Below are 14,657 nucleotides of genomic sequence, written 5' to 3'. Positions count from 1 at the left end.
CACTGTGGTCCGACCAGCTACGCATTTCTTGATGCGTCGTTTCGGTCCGACCAATTGAGCTCCGATTGAGGGCACCTACGCCGCCCCCGGCGCCTCCGCTTCGTTGGCGCGCAGAATCGAGCCGGCGTTATCCCGACCCCATGAAGCGCGAACGGCAATCTCGGAGCGCGTGATCCTTCCCGGCTTGCTTGTACGCTCGTCAACTCTTTGTTGCTGCGTTTGCGAGCTCCGTTTCGATCCCGGTGGCACAAGCCTTGGCAAACGAGTAATCCATGCTCGTGGATGCCACATTCTTCACGAATTCTCTGACGACGTTCTCTTTAGAGTAAATGCTTGCCGCCTTGAATTTGGCGAGAGCGCCGTCCGCGGCTGTGAACTGAGCGACGCAAATCGGTACCAGAACGGACATCCGGCCGCTGGTCTCCGCTGTGGTGCGCATGATTCTGGCGCCTTCCTCCGTGACCCAACCGCCCCAGATAAATCCAATCGCCATGGTTGCCACCGCGCCGAACGCGATCCCTTGAAGGAAGCGGGTCCGTGCCTCGCCTTGCAGGATTGCAGGAATTTTCATGAAGGTCGCCTTTCTTGAGCGCGCGCAGAGACGCGCCCGCGACGCTGACGCTCCGTGACAAACACAATGTTATGATTGCGCCTTCCGATGGCACGTGAGCTGCTGCTACGACGACTGGCGGCGACTTCGGAAGTCGCTGCTTCATGGGCAGCTTCGAGGTGAGCAATTTGCCAACCCGTATTCGGACGCTATATGGCTAGCTTGATGGTGTAAAGGGCGTTCTGTTCTGCGGCGGACTGCGCACGCAGATTGTCACTCGTGACAAAACCGCTACTGGTAGCGTTCTGCGTACGAACGGCGCGCCATGATTTCCTTGGGGTGGTCCTTCACGCTGCGACCGGCGTGACTTGAAACTGCGCAAGCGTTAATCGAACGTCGCATAATTCTGGGGCGAACTGCCGGAGAGGGATTGCGACGGTTGGCTACTTCCACTGCCTATCGGATAAGATCCTCGACGATTGGCCCCGCTTTGCGACGCACGATGTGGCATGGCCCGTCACCGTCGGTCAGCGACGGCCATCCCGACGAAATCCTCCTCGGCAGCGTGCAATTCGCGAGGAATGGTCATGGCCGCTTGTCGTTCTTTCGCGGGAGTGACGTCACGGTATTAACACCTGACATTTCGAGCACTGAAAGCTGCTGGTCTCCGGATCGATGCAGGCAAAGCCGACGGGCACATGGTCGGCGCGGGTAGCGGTGTCCCCCCTCACATAGGCGTAGCCGTCCGCCTGTGAGAGCCGTGCCACGTCCAGCCTCCCACAACGTGGACACTCAATATCTACGGTCCATTCGTCGCGCGTGGTCATTCGCGGCTTTTGGGGACAGAACCACGCGACCCCAACTCATCGGCCTGGCCAGAATCAATGAATTCCTGAGCCTGCGCCTTGGTGGCGAAGGTGATGAGTCCATTGCCGACTACACCACCCTCGAGGAGTTCGGCCACTGCGTAGTTGCCGCCAATGGAGGGGCAAGTCGTCCAACCGATGCGGTTCTTCATTCGTCGAGTATGCGCCGCGGCCGGTCAACATGCCAGACCGAACCTCACCACAATCGAACTGACATCGTCTAAGATTGAGGAATGCTTGGAAGTCGGCTAGCTTGGCAACCATCACCAGATCCGATCTGGGCATTTTCCGGTGACAGAGAGACGCTACAGCGCTCCCGCCTATTCGGGAGCAATCGCATGCGTAGGCACTTTTTCGATCAGCGCGAAGGTGATGAGATGATCCCCGACGAACAGGGGATAGATCTCGTTTCACTGGAGGCTATGCAACACGAAGCAACCTTCGCGCTGGCACACTTGGCCAAGGATGAAGCTCGACGCTGCATTATCGATGCTCCTGCACGCCGTCTTGCAATCAACGTTCGCGACGAAGATGGACCGGTCTTACGGGCGACGTTCACCTTCGAGATTAGACGTTTCCAGTGAGGCCCCATATCCCCCTCTCGCTCGGCGCGAGAGGTCGACCACCGCCCGATGTGGCTGCACAATAGAGCCCTCACAGTAGTCAAAAGCAGCAAAAAACAGTGGGGCGACGCTCCTCGTGTTTGGCGGGAGCGCACTTAACTCTCAGTGACCGATGGATGCCGACGAATGGGCGGTTATGGGGCATCATGACGCGTCCGCCGGGGGAATAGCGAGCGCTTGAGGCGTCCCGGCCGCGCGACATCGGACCGCGAGAAAGCGGTAGCTAATGCCGTCGAAAGAGCGCATGGTTGCTTATGGGCGAGCCGACACGGGCGCCCGAGCGTTGGCAAAAGGCGGGCGTACATGAAAACTCGCTCGCGACGGGAAGTCGTCACCTTCAAGCATTCGTTCCAGATCAGGGGCATCGATCACCCCCTGCCCGCCGGACGCTACGAAGTCATCACAGACGAGGAGATGAACGAAGGGCTTTCCTTCGCGTCTTATCGCCGCGTTGCGACCATGATGATCGTGCCGGCAGCCTCGCACGGCGCCAGGATGGAGATGTTTTCCATCGGTCCGGTCGACCTGGCGGATGCACAACGGACCGACGCGAGCATGCCAGATGAGTGACGAACCGCTCGATCTGGATAAACATCGTGGGATTGCAGCGCAGAAAGCGACGGAAATCCGCCGCGCAACGACGGATGTCGAGAGTCGTGCGCGGGAGCTGCGCGAACGGCAAAGCGTGCTGGAAAACGGACTAATGTCGGTCGCTGCGACCTCATGGCCGGAAGCGGCCGCCAAGGCACGGTACGTGCTGAACATCTACGCTGCGAGCCTGTCGCCTGACGACACAAGGCATCGCGATCTCGTCGCGGCGATTCTGGCGGATTTTGTCCGGCTCGATGGGCAGGGCTGAAGCTGTGCCGGCTTCAGCCAACGGCAACGGGTTTAGTCGCATGGCACTTGAACAAGCTTGTTTCACCAGTTTCGAATACGACCGCATGATCGTCCAGTTCTCGATGCGCGACGGCGCGAAGGTCGTCCCCTGTGCGATCTCGACCTCCGCGATGGATGAGCTAGAAGGGGCAGGACGCGCACCATCGAGCGAGCGCGAAGCGCAGTTCATGCGACTGCGAGAGCGCATTGAAGCCCGCGCCACCGTCAAATACATGGCGGGCGAGTTCGAAGGTGTGCCCGCCGGCATCATCCTAAGAAGCATCGACTTCAGGAAGCAGTAAGAGTCGCGGGCCACCGAGGTCGCGAAAACAAGGGAGACCACGCTTGAAGGGCGACATAGTCAACAGTGATGGCGTACACGTCGCCGTGGTGATCGATACCGCTATTTTCGACCTTAAGGGCCGGAAGCTTTACGATCTGAAGGGCAGCAGGATTTATCGGCTCTCGGGTGAACTGGTGGGTCACCTCAACGAAACCGGCGGCTCCTTAAGACGGCTCGACAAGTCGACAGACAGTTTGTTCTAGCAATTTCCGTATGGGAGGCGTCGTCGCAGGAACCGGAATGACACCAGGACGTTTGACGAAGGCGGCGAAAGATCGTGAATCGTAAGGCCGCCGCCAGCGACGGACGAACACACCGAGACCTAAGCCGAAGTCGTGTCTCCCGAGACTGTCTCATAATTTAGGGAGGATCGAGTGCCAGGGATGATTAGAGACCGAGGCTTCGGACGCCAGGGCTCTACCGCCGCGGCGCGAGAAGCCAACAAGATATTCCGAAAAGTGGAGGCCGCGCCGAGCGAGCGTGCCAAAGCCGACAAAGCGTTCCAGGCCAACCGCGAGCGTCTCAAAGCCGAGCGATTGGCGCGAGAATCCGAGCTTCCCGTCAAACCGCCAACAAGGCCCGCTAAATGACGTCGCATCATCGCGAAGCGAGGCAGGCGATCGTTCGCGAATGGAACCACTGGATCGGGACGCAGCCGCTTGATGGAAAAGCCTGCGCACGCGACGCGCGGCGGTTTTTCCTCGAGATCAAAGCCAGGCGCGAGCCAACATTACTGGATTTTCGGTCGGGCGCCGATGACAAATGGCAGATCGTCCATCAATGGCTCATGGCGGAGCGGCTGATATCAAACTAAGACACCGCTTTCTTTGCTGTACTCTTGCTAGGCGTAGCGACAGAGCTCCACGAATACAAGACTTTCACGGCGGCAGCACAACGGGATGAATCCGCACTGCTCGATCAGGACTATACGACGCCGCGTTTGCTCCAAGTTTTCGCTGCGCACTGACTTTAGCATCGCGACCGTCGCACGCGTTTTAGTGCTCGCTATTGGCCAGCCACAGGCGTAGGGTGGCTGGTATCACCGTATCATCAACGGCATCGACCGGTGACTGAGGGTCACGTGCGCTCCCGCCAATGGACTAGCAGGAGCGTTCGATGACGCGTTTTCGTGCCTCGGAATGGATCGTTCCGCCGGTAATCGTGCCGCTGTTTCTTCTGCTTCTCGTATGTGCTGCGGCCATCCTCAACGGCTAGCACGGCTCCCTTCGCCTGCTTGGTGACAGGGAGAACCTATCACGGCAAACGCCACTTTCGACGCAGTCGCGGCAAGACCGTTGTGATGCGCCTTGCGCGAACTGGGCACGAGGGCAACGTGTGCGTCCGCATCGTTACGTCGCCCGCGACGCTTATTGCAGCCGAATGGGCTGGAAGAACTCAGACCCCAATTGGAGATAGACATCATGGCCAAGGGACAGCAACGCGGCAATCGCGAAGCCAAGAAACCGAAGAAGGAAAAAGCAAAGGTGATTGCAGCGGCGCCCAGCCGCAAAGAGGCAGGCTGGCAGCCGGACTTCGGTCCTGCAAAGAAGAAGTAAGCAGAGGTTGAAGCTTTAGCTTGATTGCTTCCAAGATCCCGAGCGAGTGGCGCTGGCAGTAGCTCATCAATTCCCTCTATCGGTCCTGGAAAGTCATTTTCGTCATCACGAGCGGCACAACGCCGTCAGGCGTTGAAGCGATCGCTGACGGCACTGAGCTTCTCCTTGATGCACATCGACGGCGGTACTGAGGACGACAGGCGCTTCCGCCTCCTAGCTGGAGACTCTCCATGTGCGAGAAGTGCATCGAACTCGACAAGAGAATCGAGCATTATCAAAAGCTCTCAAGCTGCGTAACCGACCAGACTGCGCAAGAGGGAATCCGCTTTCTTATTGCAAAGTACTGCGCGGACAAGAAGGCGATACATCCGGATCAGGGATGAAGCCGGCTTCAGCTGCCGACGAGGCAATGGCCGCTAGGCTGCATAGTTTTGCGACCAAAGGCTGACGGCCGAGCGATCGAAGAGTATCCGGCCGCCTCCACGATACCGTCTTAGCCGCTGCCGAAACCCCGAAGTTCGTGCCGCTTCCGACCCGGCGGCGTGTTGGCACATTAGAGATCGCAGCCCTCACCATGACGATCCCACGAAAGGTCGTCGTACAGGGAGGATTTCGCATGTACGACAACGCAAGTTGCTTGCCGAGGCATGTAAAGGTTCGCGAAATGCGCTCGGAGAAGCGAAGGCCTACGGCGCTGGCGCAAAGCGCTTGCAAAGGTGGCGTTCCGCCGCCATTGAGGGCTCGAAATCGTAGTTTGGCGTGCCAAATCGCGCGATGGCGGAGAGAGTGGGATTCGAACCCACGGTACGGTTTCCCGCACACACGCTTTCCAAGCGTGCGCCTTAAGCCACTCGGCCATCTCTCCGGGAGGCCCTCTCTTGAAGGGCTGAGGCGGATTTTGCAAGGGAGCGCGGGCCGGGCGCGCGAAATTTCCACAACAGATTGAAAACATTGGGTAAATTGATAGCGATGGCGGCCGCGCGCCGTCGCCTTGCGCGCGGCCGCGCGCGATTTTGGCCGGCGGTCGGTCAGGGAGCGGCGCAAATCAATGGATGCATCCGATCAGCCCGCCTCTTCGTCATTCCGGAGGCTCGCCGCAGGCGCGAGCCCGGAATCTATTGGGCCGCATCGCTCCTGGAAGAACGGATGCCGGATTCTCGCTTTCGCGAGCCCCGTCGCGGGAACGCGAAGTTATGACCACTGGCCGCGGGTGCTGTCCGTATTTAAGCCCCCGTGTCCTAAGTTGATTTTCGGAGTGTCCTAATTCGGATTAAGCGAACGGAAACGGTAGCTTGGCCGATGTTCTCGGTAGGATTACTGAGTCGCGCGGCGGATGTTCTACCCATAGCAATCGTTATGGTCCGCCAACTGTTCTTCCTCCACAGAGGAGAAGTGTTACCGGGGTTCTCCGTGGGTGAACGGAGTTCCAGTCACCCCCTTGCTGCCCGGGCGAACTCTACAGGAACGCATCCAATGCCGCCCCTGTTATCTCCGTATCACCGGCAAATACACCGCGCGTCGGTGACAGAGAGACCAGTTTGCGCTCCCGCCTTTCACGGATTGGGAGCGTGTCATGTGCGAAAAGTGTGTCGAACTGGACGGCAAGATCGAGCATTTAAAGGCGCTGTCCATGCATGTCACCGACGAGTTTACCTTGGCGGGGATGGCCCTTCTGACCAAACATTATGAAGATCAGAAGCGCGAATTGCACCCCGAACAGAAATAAGGCCGCCTCAGTTGGCGGCCTTATCCAAATCAATCTTCAACTCGACCGGTTCGGCCATATCGCCGTCGCCATCATAGATTTGCGAGACGTTCAACGTCCGGAACCAGCGCACCCGTTGTACAGCAGGCCAACCTTTTTCAGCGGCGGGAATCTTCTTGAGAAGAGCGATCAGCAAAGGGTCCAAATCAAGTGACGTTTCCTCTCCATTGCCTCCGCCGGTGCCGCCAGTCCCACCACTAAATGGCTTCTCAAAGAAGCCGGATCACCACGCCGCAGCCGTGAGCCTGAGCGTCGAATCGCTGCGACGTACGACGTGAATCCCGGTCGCGTGAATGAGGTGCTGAAAGGCTCTCGACATCGCGGCAGTCGAGAAGCGGCACTATCTCGCAAGTCAGCTTGAAGTACGAAGCCCGGCGCGAGCGGGCTTTTTCCTGGCCCAAAGAAACGACCCCAGCGAGGAGCACGCTGAGGCCGCAACATAGGCAAATGCCGCCCCGGTCGAAGCGTTCTAGTACGACCCATGACGCCGGAAGAGATGCGAGCGATGGCAGAGCAGTGTGATGAGGTGGCCTTGAAGCTACTCACTCCCGAGCGTGCAATTGTCAGGAACGTCGCAGACCAATGGCGTATGCTGGCGGACCAATCCGAGATGCTACGTAAAGAGTGGCAATCAATCAGGTCTTCCAGCTAGACCGTTTTCCTAGCGATACCCCAAGGAAACGGCCCCAGCGCGTTGGAACAAACGCTGAGGCCGCCTTACCGCGCCGCCTGTAGAAGATTGCAGATTATGACAGCCGCGTCCCTCAAATATGTTTCGCTGTCTGTCCTAATTCCGCTCTGCGAGTGTCCTAACTAGGACAGCACCTGGCCGCGCAACACACTCAGTGTCCTCCCTGCTCCCGTGCGCAATTGCGCATTAGGCAGGGACGACAGCACGGCGGATGGGCGAACTAACGCACCCATCCTGCATCGTCATGCTCGCTCAGTGATATCGCGCGGCAAAATCCGCCGTGCGGCGCGGCCACAGGGTTGGTGGCTCGGGCAGCGCCGCGTTTCCCGCACTGTGCGTATCCTGCAGCGCCTCGATGAAATCGGCGAACCATTGCTGGATGGTGCCGCTGTTGAGCTTCTCCATCATCGCTTCCCAGCGCATCCGCCGCTCGGTCAGCGGCATCGCGAGCGCCGTCGCCAAAGTGCGCGCCATGCCGTCGATATCGTGCGGATTGACCAGCAGCGCGGCGTCGAGCTCGTTCGCCGCTCCGGCGAATTTCGACAGCACCAGCACCCCGGGGTCCGCCGGGCTTTGCGCGGCGACATATTCCTTGGCGACCAGGTTCATGCCGTCCTGCAGCGGCGTCACGACGCCGACCTGCGCGGTGCGGTAAAGGCCTGCGAGCACGCCCTGGCCAAAGCCCTTGTTGAGGTAGCGGATCGGCGTCCAGTCGACCTCGCCATGCACGCCGTTGACGTCGGTGACGAGCTTCGCCACCTCGCTCTGCAGATTGCCGTAGGCTTCAATCGCGCCGCGCGAGGGCGTTGCGATCTGCAGCAGCGACACCGAACGCTTCAGGTTCGGATGCAGCGTCCACATCTTGTCGAACGCCTTGATGCGGTTGACGAGGCCCTTGGAATAGTCGAGCCGGTCGACGCCGATCGCGAGCTTCTCGCCGTTGAGGCTGCGCCGCAGCCGCGTCACGTCGGGATGCGTCATCGCCTTGGTCGCCTGCTGCGCGAACTTGCCGGGATCGATGCCGATCGGAAATACCGCGGCGCGGGTGCGGCCGAACGGCGAATTGATCACGCCGTCGCGCAGCTCGAAGTCGAGATCGTGCTGCACATAGCTCAGGAAGTTCTCGCAGTCCTCATCGGTCTGGAAGCCGATCAGGTCATAGGACAGCATCGCTTCGATCAGCTCGCGATGATTGGGCACGCCCGCGATCACCGCGCGCGCCGGCCATGGCGTGTGCAGGAAGAAGCCGATCGGCTGCGTGACGCCGAGATCGCGCAGCTCGGCGCCGAGCGCGAGGAAATGATAATCCTGGACCCAGAACACGGAATCCGGCTTGCGGAAGCGCAGTAACGCGCGCGCCATGAACGCGTTCACTTCGCGATAACTCATGTAGTCCTCGCGGGACGCACGAATCAGATCGGCGCGCGAATGCATCGCGGGCCACAGCGCCGAATTGGCAAAGCCTTCGTAATAGCCGCCATAGTGCGCGGCCGGCAGATCGAGCATCGCCAATGCGCCCGCCCCGAGCGCTTCGACCTCTGCGAAAGGTTCCTTCAGGTTCCCGTCGCGGACGCGTCCACTGGAACCAACCCATATTGCCCCTGTCTTTTCCACCACCGGCAATAATGCCGCTGCCAGCCCCCCCGTCATGGGTTCATTGGGTTTTCCGCGCGAGACGCGGTTCGATACGACGACGAGGTTCACCAGGTCCCCTCCTGTTGGTCAACTCGCGTATTAACAACCATTCATCAAGATGGTTCCTGATCAAGGAATCTCCCAATTGAAACCAAATTCTGGCGAACACGCACGGAACTCGCGGGAACTCGCGAAAAGAAAATTGCGCGCGAGGTTGACGCCACGACGCAAAAGCACCGTATTCGATTCGGCTGCGATGAATGCGTTTCGGTTAGGACAGGCTGACGTCCCTATCAACGTCGAGCAGATGCGCGAGGAATTCGCGCACATCGCTCGGTCCGTCGAAATGTCCGGCGACGCCGGTTGCGCGACGGCCGACGGAGAACGCGAGACCGTCGAAATCAGGCATGATCGCGAATACGGTCTCGTCGGTGACGTCGTCGCCGATGAAGAACGGACGCCGTCCCTTGAACGGCTCATGCGTCATCAGCTCGAGCACGCCGGTCGCCTTGGTGAAGCCGGAATGCTTGATCTCACAGACGCTCTTGCCCGGCAGCACCTCGATCGGCGCATTCGGCAGCTCGGCGCGGATCAGCGACACCGCTTCATAGATCGCCTTCTCCGCCTGCGGCGCCAGCCGATAGTGCAGCGCCAGCGAATAGCCCTTGTCCTCGAGCAGAATGCCGGGGCTGAGCTTTGCGATCGCGGCAAGACGGCGCTTCAACTCCTTGTCGAGCGGCGGCGCGTGTGCGGCGACCGCCTCGCTGTCCGGCTGCAGCCGCATCTCGGCGCCATGGCCGCCGATCGCAGGAAACACTTCCGGCGCGAAGATCAGGTCGATGTCATTGAGGGAGCGGCCGCTGACCAGCGCCAGCGCGCCGTGGGTGCGCTCATGCAGCTGCTTCAGCGTGGTCGACAGTTCCGGCGGCACCCAGACCTCACGCGGCGTCGGCGCGAAATCGAGCAGGGTGCCGTCGATGTCAAGCAGCACCGCGGCCTGGCGGAGCGGCGGAATCAGCGACGCCTGCGTCGGCACGCTGTCCGTCTTGGCGTCAGGGGCGACGTCATCATCCATGGGCATCTCGGCCACGTCATGCTTCGTCATAGTCTACTCCACACATGCCAGTGGTCGCGCGACAGATTCGAGCGATTTCCGTTCGGCCGCGACGGCATAGCGCCATGCGACCACTGCGGCGACCATCATGAGCGCCGACCCCAAGAGGTAGCCGGCGAAGACGCTGTTGCGCGATCCGGTGTCGATCAGCACGCCGAACAGCGCCGGCCCGATCACGCCGCCGATGCCGGTGCCGATCGCATAGAAGGCGGCGATCGCGAGCGCGCGGACCTCCAGCGGAAAGGTCTCGCTGACGGTGAGATAGGCGGCGCTCGCGGCCGGCGAGGCGAAGAAGAAGATCACCATCCAGGCGATGGTCTGGGTCTGCGCGCTGAGCACGCCGATCGAGAACAGATAGCCGGACAGCGCCAGCAGCACCCCCGAGACGCCATAGGTCAGCGCGATCATGGTGCGGCGGCCGAGCGTATCGAACAGGCGTCCGAGCAGCAGCGGCCCGAGGAAGTTGCCGGCGGCGAAGGGGAGGATGTACCAGCCGACATTGCTGGCGGCGACGCCGAAGAAGTCGGTCAGGATCAGCGCGAAGGTGAAGAAGATCGCGTTGTAGAAGAACGCCTGCGCGGCCATCAGCGTGAGCCCGACCAGCGAGCGCTGCCGGTAGGTGTAGAACAGCGTCACCGCGACCTCGCGCAGCGGCGTATGATCGCGCATCCGGAGCCTGATCTTCTCAAAGTCTGCGCTCGGCTGCTCGTGACCCAGCACGGAGGTCTCGATGTCGGCCACGATCTTGTGGGCCTCCTCGGGACGCCCGTGAATCATCAGCCAGCGCGGGCTCTCCGGAATCCACATCCGCATCAACAGCACGACGAGGCCGAGCACCGCGCCGGTGAAATAGGCGATCCGCCAGCCGTGATCGGGAGCAAGGAACGCAGGGTCGAGCAGGATGATGGCGCTCAGCGCACCGATCGCGGCACCGATCCAGAAGCTGCCGTTGATGACGAGATCGGTCCAGCCGCGATAGCGCGCCGGCACCAGTTCCTGGATGGTAGAATTGATCGCCGTATATTCGCCGCCGATGCCGGCACCGGTGAGAAAACGAAACAGCGCGTAGCTCGCGACATTCCACGACAGCGCGGTCGCGGCGGTCGCCGACAGATAAACCGCGAGCGTGATGAAGAACAGCTTCTTGCGCCCGATCCGGTCCGTGAGCCAGCCGAAACCCAGCGCGCCGAGCACGGCGCCGGCAAGATACGCGCTGCTGGCAAGACCGACATCGGCGTTGGAGAAGCTCATCGTCGGGCTGTCCTTCAGCGCGCCCGACAATGCACCGGCGAGCGTCACTTCCAGCCCGTCGAGGATCCAGGTGATGCCGAGCGCCAGCACGACGCGGGTGTGAAAGCGGCTCCAGCTGAGATTGTCGAGCCGGACCGGAATCGAGGTCTCGATGATGCGGTCATCGTCCGGCGTGACCGGAGCCACGGCCTGTTGCGTCGTCGCGGAGTTCAACTGTGTCGGCTGCAGTGTCATCAGGATCGACCAATGAGAAAAGCCCCGGAACGATCTGTTCCAAGGTTCACTCACCCGGAATTGCGGCAAACGGAGTGCCCGCCACGCGACGTCAACGCCGCAGGCCGGCAAGGGTTCCCGCAATGCGGCATAGGAACCGCGATTGCGGCGAACTGTTCTCGGCTCAAAAGACACGGAGGCATCGATGGCCGCACACAAGAAAGCAACACGCAAGACGGCAAGGAAATCACCGGCACGGTCCACGAGCGCGACGCGTCGCAGGCGTGGCGCAAGCAAGACGACGGCGAAGCGCTGGTCGCAGCGGGTGACGAAAGAGAGCGACGCGCTCGATCTCAAGCGCGGCGTGTTCAAGCAGACCAGCGCGAAGAAGATCGCATCATCGCTGAAGCAATCCGCCGAGCACAGCGCGCGTCGCAAGAGCGGCGCCTATCGTTCCGCCCTGTCGATGCTGACCTTCTATATCAACCGCGCCGGCAAGACGCTTCCGAAGACCGATCGGTCGCGGCTGGAGCGCGCCAAGGTCGAGTTGAAGCACCAGTTCGGACGGGACTGACGCTGTCGTCCTGGCGAAAGCCAGGACCCATACGCCGCGGCGCACGAAAAGGGCACGCGGCGAGTAGCCCTTCCGCCGACAAACAGTTGTGGTTATGGGTCATGGCTTTCGCCAGGACGACGATGGATAGACAAGCGCGCCTTACGCCGCGCGGATATTCGCCATGAAGCGGTCGAGCTCTTCGCGCAACCGCGAGCTCTCGACCGACAGCGAGCGGGCCGAGTTCAGCACCTCTTCGGAGGCAGCCCCGGTCTCGGTGGCGCCGCGATTCACCTGGGTGACGCTGGAGGCCGCTTCCTGCGTACCCTGCGCGACGTTCTGCACGCTGCGCGCGATCTCCTGCGTTGCCGCGCTCTGCTGCTCGACCGAGCTTGCGATGTTGGTCGCGATCCCGGAGATCTGCCCGATGGTGCCGCCGATCTCCTTGATGGCGGCGACCGATTCCTGCGTGGCCGCCTGCATGCCCGAGATATGGGTGGAGATCTCGTCGGTCGCCCTGGCGGTCTGGCTCGCCAGCGACTTCACCTCGGCCGCAACCACCGCGAAGCCGCGCCCGGCGTCGCCGGCGCGCGCGGCCTCGATGGTGGCGTTCAGCGCCAGCAGATTGGTCTGCTCGGCGATCGCGGTGATCAGCTTGACGACGTCGCCGATCTCCTGCGCGGCGCGCGAGAGCTTGCCGATCCGGGCGTCGGTCTGCTCGGCCTGACGCACGGCGGAATCGGCGATCTGGCTCGACTCCTTAGCGCGACGGCCGATCTCGTCGACGGACGCCGACAGTTCCTCGGTCGCGGAGGCGACCGACTGCATGTTGCTGGAGGCCTCCTCGGAGGCGCCGGCGACCTGGCTCGACAGGTTCTGCGTGGTCTCCGCAGTCCGCGTCAGCGTACCGGCCGCGGATTCGAGCTGCACGGCGGAGGCCGACACGTTGGAGACGATCGAGCCGACGGCGGATTCGAATTCGTCGGCGAAACGAATCAGCTCGTTGCGCCGCATGGTCGCACTCGCCTTGTTCTGCGCTTCCTGGGTCGCGGCATCGCGCTCGGCCTTGGCGATCGCCTGAACCTTGAACTCCTCCACGGCGCCGGCCATCTCGCCGAGTTCGTCGCGGCGGCCGAGGCCCGGCAGCACGACGTCGAAATTGCCCGCCGCGAGCTCGCGCATTGCCGCACACATCGCCGCGATCGGTCGCGAAATACCCTTGCCCAGCAGGAACGCCCAGACCAGCCCGAGCACGAAGCTGCCGGCGGCCAGCATCAGGATCAGCTGCTCGGTCTCGCCGATCATGGCGTGCGATTCGTTTTCAAGCCGCTTCTGGTCGGCGAGCAGATCGGACTTCATCGCCGCCGCGCCCTGGCTGATGGCGGCCGCGGACTCCGTCATCTCGACGGTCAGTTCGTCGATCGACTTCGCATTCGCGATCAGTTTGGCGAGCGCCTCGCGGTACTCTTCGAGCAGCGCGGTGATGTCCTTCACGCCCTGGGTGATGCGCTCGTTATTCGAGGTGATCGCCTTCACCAGATTGTCGGCGAATTTCAGCCGGGCGAGCGCGCTGGAGGCGACCGTCTTGTCGCCGTTGACGACGAAGGTGTTGACGGCCCCGGTGATCGACTGGAGCTGGTCGGCCACCTTCTTGGCGCCGAACTGGATCGACTGCAGCTCGGAATCATCGGCATTGCTCGGGAGGTCGTCGAGCTTGTAGCGCATCGAGGTCGCGCTGCGGGTCAGCTTGTTCTGCGCGGTCTGTGCGCTGTCGTCCTTGATGCGGACGATCTCGGCAAAAATCTTGGTGAAGGCGCGGAATTCGCGCTCCAGCTTGGTGATCTGCTCGAGCCGGGCCGGATTGGTGGTGCCCTTCATCGACGCCATGATAGCGTCCTTCAGGCTGCCCTCGGCGGCGAGCGCGGCCTTGGCGTCGTCCTCCTTGCCGGTCGCGACGAAGTAGCGCGCCAGCGAACGGTAGGAGATCAATTCGCGATCGATGTTGCGGGCCAGATCGGCTTCCGCGACGCTCTGGCGATAGGAGCCGACGCCGGCGGAGACCCGCTCGAAGCCCATATAGGCAAAGCCCATGGTGGCTGCCGACAGCGCCAGCGTGACGGCAAAGCCGAGCATGATCTTGGCGCGAAATCTGAGGGTTGGGATCCTGATCGACAACGATCGCTTCAGCCCCGGCATTCCAACCCCCGTCTTCATTCTGAAAACCACGAGGGGTCCGGCAGCAACCCGCCCCAGACCCCGGAGCGCAAAACTAAGGCAGAATCGATAAGGCCCGGTAAATGGGCAGCGGCCGCCCGGTCCGGCGCGATACTACCTTGGTCGGGCTAGGAGGGTGGGTAAGGTGATTGACGCGCGGGTCCGGCCCGATAGTTTAGAACCGATCAAACCTGACCCTGCCCGGGCCAGGAGAACACATCGGGAGGTGTCCCATGTCATCGCGTCGACCGGCGCCATCGGCGCTTGCGGCGAGCGTAGCTGCCGGCGCGGTCGCCCGGCCAATGGCATTTCCCCTCACGACCTGAAAGACACGGGCGAGCCGGAACGCGAGCCATCGCGGCATGGCCCGGACGCCCTCACGACCCGCGCGGGCTCAACCGGCC

General features: G+C 61.7%; 17 protein-coding genes and 1 tRNA gene. 9 read left to right on the top strand and 9 right to left on the bottom strand.

Features of this window, described 5'->3' with window-relative positions:
- Nucleotides 1-199 precede the first annotated feature (199 nt).
- From PMN64_RS11165 to PMN64_RS11155, 3 genes are all read right to left on the bottom strand, one after another.
- Nucleotides 200-571 carry a hypothetical protein gene (locus tag PMN64_RS11165; protein WP_028341572.1) on the bottom strand — a complete coding sequence of 124 codons (372 nt, stop codon included), beginning with the start codon at nt 569-571 and terminating at the stop codon, nt 200-202.
- Nucleotides 572-1,170: 599 nt separating this feature from the next.
- Nucleotides 1,171-1,317 carry a hypothetical protein gene (locus PMN64_RS11160; RefSeq protein ID WP_259245076.1) on the bottom strand — a complete coding sequence of 49 codons (147 nt, stop codon included), beginning with the start codon at nt 1,315-1,317 and terminating at the stop codon, nt 1,171-1,173.
- Between the two features lie 56 nt (nt 1,318-1,373).
- Nucleotides 1,374-1,568 (bottom strand): hypothetical protein, encoded by a 195-nt coding sequence (locus PMN64_RS11155; RefSeq protein WP_028341573.1) that lies wholly within the window; start codon nt 1,566-1,568, stop codon nt 1,374-1,376.
- 186 nt (nt 1,569-1,754) lie between these two features.
- Here PMN64_RS11155 and PMN64_RS11150 point away from each other — a divergent pair, with 186 nt between their 5' ends.
- The 7 genes from PMN64_RS11150 (at nt 1,755) to PMN64_RS11120 (ending at nt 4,817) form a co-directional block, all read left to right on the top strand.
- Nucleotides 1,755-2,000, top strand: a complete 246-nt coding sequence (locus tag PMN64_RS11150; protein ID WP_028341574.1) for a DUF6894 family protein — start codon at nt 1,755-1,757, stop codon at nt 1,998-2,000.
- A gap of 342 nt (nt 2,001-2,342) precedes the next feature.
- Nucleotides 2,343-2,609 (top strand): hypothetical protein, encoded by a 267-nt coding sequence (locus PMN64_RS11145; protein ID WP_411780715.1) that lies wholly within the window; start codon nt 2,343-2,345, stop codon nt 2,607-2,609.
- A complete protein-coding gene (locus tag PMN64_RS11140) occupies nt 2,602-2,898 on the top strand; it encodes a hypothetical protein (RefSeq protein WP_028341575.1) in 297 nt (98 codons plus the stop codon). Before PMN64_RS11145 ends, PMN64_RS11140 begins: the two co-directional genes overlap by 8 nt.
- Before the next feature lie 40 nt (nt 2,899-2,938).
- The gene (locus tag PMN64_RS11135; protein WP_028341576.1) at nt 2,939-3,220 is read left to right on the top strand and encodes a DUF1488 family protein; all 282 of its coding nucleotides are present in this window, start codon (nt 2,939-2,941) and stop codon (nt 3,218-3,220) included.
- Between the two features lie 43 nt (nt 3,221-3,263).
- Nucleotides 3,264-3,464, top strand: coding sequence for a hypothetical protein (locus PMN64_RS11130; protein WP_028341577.1), 201 nt, complete (start codon nt 3,264-3,266; stop codon nt 3,462-3,464).
- Nucleotides 3,465-3,847: 383 nt separating this feature from the next.
- Complete coding sequence (locus tag PMN64_RS11125) at nt 3,848-4,075, top strand: hypothetical protein (protein WP_028341578.1); 228 nt, start codon at nt 3,848-3,850, stop codon at nt 4,073-4,075.
- Between the two features lie 607 nt (nt 4,076-4,682).
- Nucleotides 4,683-4,817 carry a hypothetical protein gene (locus tag PMN64_RS11120; protein ID WP_259245075.1) on the top strand — a complete coding sequence of 45 codons (135 nt, stop codon included), beginning with the start codon at nt 4,683-4,685 and terminating at the stop codon, nt 4,815-4,817.
- A gap of 775 nt (nt 4,818-5,592) precedes the next feature.
- Here PMN64_RS11120 and PMN64_RS11115 read toward each other — a convergent pair.
- A tRNA-Ser gene (locus tag PMN64_RS11115) sits at nt 5,593-5,682 on the bottom strand.
- A gap of 708 nt (nt 5,683-6,390) precedes the next feature.
- On the opposite strand from PMN64_RS11115, the gene PMN64_RS11110 reads away from it, so the two are divergent.
- Nucleotides 6,391-6,543: a hypothetical protein gene (locus PMN64_RS11110; protein ID WP_155258562.1), complete on the top strand. Its 153-nt coding sequence runs from the start codon at nt 6,391-6,393 to the stop codon at nt 6,541-6,543.
- Nucleotides 6,544-6,550: 7 nt separating this feature from the next.
- Here the strand turns inward: PMN64_RS11110 and PMN64_RS11105 are convergent, their stop codons facing one another.
- From PMN64_RS11105 to PMN64_RS11090, 4 genes are all read right to left on the bottom strand, one after another.
- Nucleotides 6,551-6,727 carry a hypothetical protein gene (locus PMN64_RS11105; protein WP_411780714.1) on the bottom strand — a complete coding sequence of 59 codons (177 nt, stop codon included), beginning with the start codon at nt 6,725-6,727 and terminating at the stop codon, nt 6,551-6,553.
- A gap of 798 nt (nt 6,728-7,525) precedes the next feature.
- A complete protein-coding gene (locus PMN64_RS11100; RefSeq protein WP_259245074.1) occupies nt 7,526-8,977 on the bottom strand; it encodes a trehalose-6-phosphate synthase in 1,452 nt (483 codons plus the stop codon).
- Between the two features lie 202 nt (nt 8,978-9,179).
- The gene (gene otsB / locus PMN64_RS11095) at nt 9,180-10,013 is read right to left on the bottom strand and encodes a trehalose-phosphatase (RefSeq protein ID WP_411780713.1); all 834 of its coding nucleotides are present in this window, start codon (nt 10,011-10,013) and stop codon (nt 9,180-9,182) included.
- Between the two features lie 3 nt (nt 10,014-10,016).
- Nucleotides 10,017-11,507 (bottom strand): MFS transporter, encoded by a 1,491-nt coding sequence (locus tag PMN64_RS11090; RefSeq protein WP_411780712.1) that lies wholly within the window; start codon nt 11,505-11,507, stop codon nt 10,017-10,019.
- Between the two features lie 184 nt (nt 11,508-11,691).
- Between PMN64_RS11090 and PMN64_RS11085 the strand changes: the two genes are divergently transcribed.
- On the top strand, nt 11,692-12,060 hold the full coding sequence (locus PMN64_RS11085) for a DUF3175 domain-containing protein (RefSeq protein WP_411780711.1): 369 nt from the start codon (nt 11,692-11,694) through the stop codon (nt 12,058-12,060).
- 141 nt (nt 12,061-12,201) lie between these two features.
- Here PMN64_RS11085 and PMN64_RS11080 read toward each other — a convergent pair whose 3' ends face one another.
- Nucleotides 12,202-14,235 (bottom strand): methyl-accepting chemotaxis protein, encoded by a 2,034-nt coding sequence (locus PMN64_RS11080; RefSeq protein ID WP_028344109.1) that lies wholly within the window; start codon nt 14,233-14,235, stop codon nt 12,202-12,204.
- Nucleotides 14,236-14,657 lie beyond the last annotated feature (422 nt).

The sequence above is a fragment of the Bradyrhizobium sp. UFLA01-814 genome, assembly GCF_046718885.1.
GTDB classification, from domain to species: Bacteria; Pseudomonadota; Alphaproteobacteria; order Rhizobiales; family Xanthobacteraceae; genus Bradyrhizobium; species Bradyrhizobium elkanii.
Note: the sequence above shows the minus strand (reverse complement) of the source record. Positions and strands in the feature narration are given on the sequence as shown.

Excerpts from the sequence above, each read along its gene's own strand:
- PMN64_RS11085 (WP_411780711.1), top strand. The coding sequence starts at position 11,692 with ATGGCCGCACACAAGAAAGCAACACGCAAGACGGCAAGGAAATCACCG.
- PMN64_RS11140 (WP_028341575.1), top strand. The coding sequence starts at position 2,602 with ATGAGTGACGAACCGCTCGATCTGGATAAACATCGTGGGATTGCAGCG.
- PMN64_RS11145 (WP_411780715.1), top strand. The coding sequence starts at position 2,343 with ATGAAAACTCGCTCGCGACGGGAAGTCGTCACCTTCAAGCATTCGTTC.
- PMN64_RS11135 (WP_028341576.1), top strand. The coding sequence starts at position 2,939 with ATGGCACTTGAACAAGCTTGTTTCACCAGTTTCGAATACGACCGCATG.
- PMN64_RS11110 (WP_155258562.1), top strand. The coding sequence starts at position 6,391 with ATGTGCGAAAAGTGTGTCGAACTGGACGGCAAGATCGAGCATTTAAAG.
- PMN64_RS11120 (WP_259245075.1), top strand. The coding sequence starts at position 4,683 with ATGGCCAAGGGACAGCAACGCGGCAATCGCGAAGCCAAGAAACCGAAG.
- PMN64_RS11090 (WP_411780712.1), bottom strand. The coding sequence starts at position 11,507 with ATGACACTGCAGCCGACACAGTTGAACTCCGCGACGACGCAACAGGCC.
- PMN64_RS11125 (WP_028341578.1), top strand. The coding sequence starts at position 3,848 with ATGACGTCGCATCATCGCGAAGCGAGGCAGGCGATCGTTCGCGAATGG.
- otsB (WP_411780713.1), bottom strand. The coding sequence starts at position 10,013 with ATGACGAAGCATGACGTGGCCGAGATGCCCATGGATGATGACGTCGCC.
- PMN64_RS11080 (WP_028344109.1), bottom strand. The coding sequence starts at position 14,235 with ATGCCGGGGCTGAAGCGATCGTTGTCGATCAGGATCCCAACCCTCAGA.
- PMN64_RS11150 (WP_028341574.1), top strand. The coding sequence starts at position 1,755 with ATGCGTAGGCACTTTTTCGATCAGCGCGAAGGTGATGAGATGATCCCC.
- PMN64_RS11165 (WP_028341572.1), bottom strand. The coding sequence starts at position 571 with ATGAAAATTCCTGCAATCCTGCAAGGCGAGGCACGGACCCGCTTCCTT.
- PMN64_RS11155 (WP_028341573.1), bottom strand. The coding sequence starts at position 1,568 with ATGAAGAACCGCATCGGTTGGACGACTTGCCCCTCCATTGGCGGCAAC.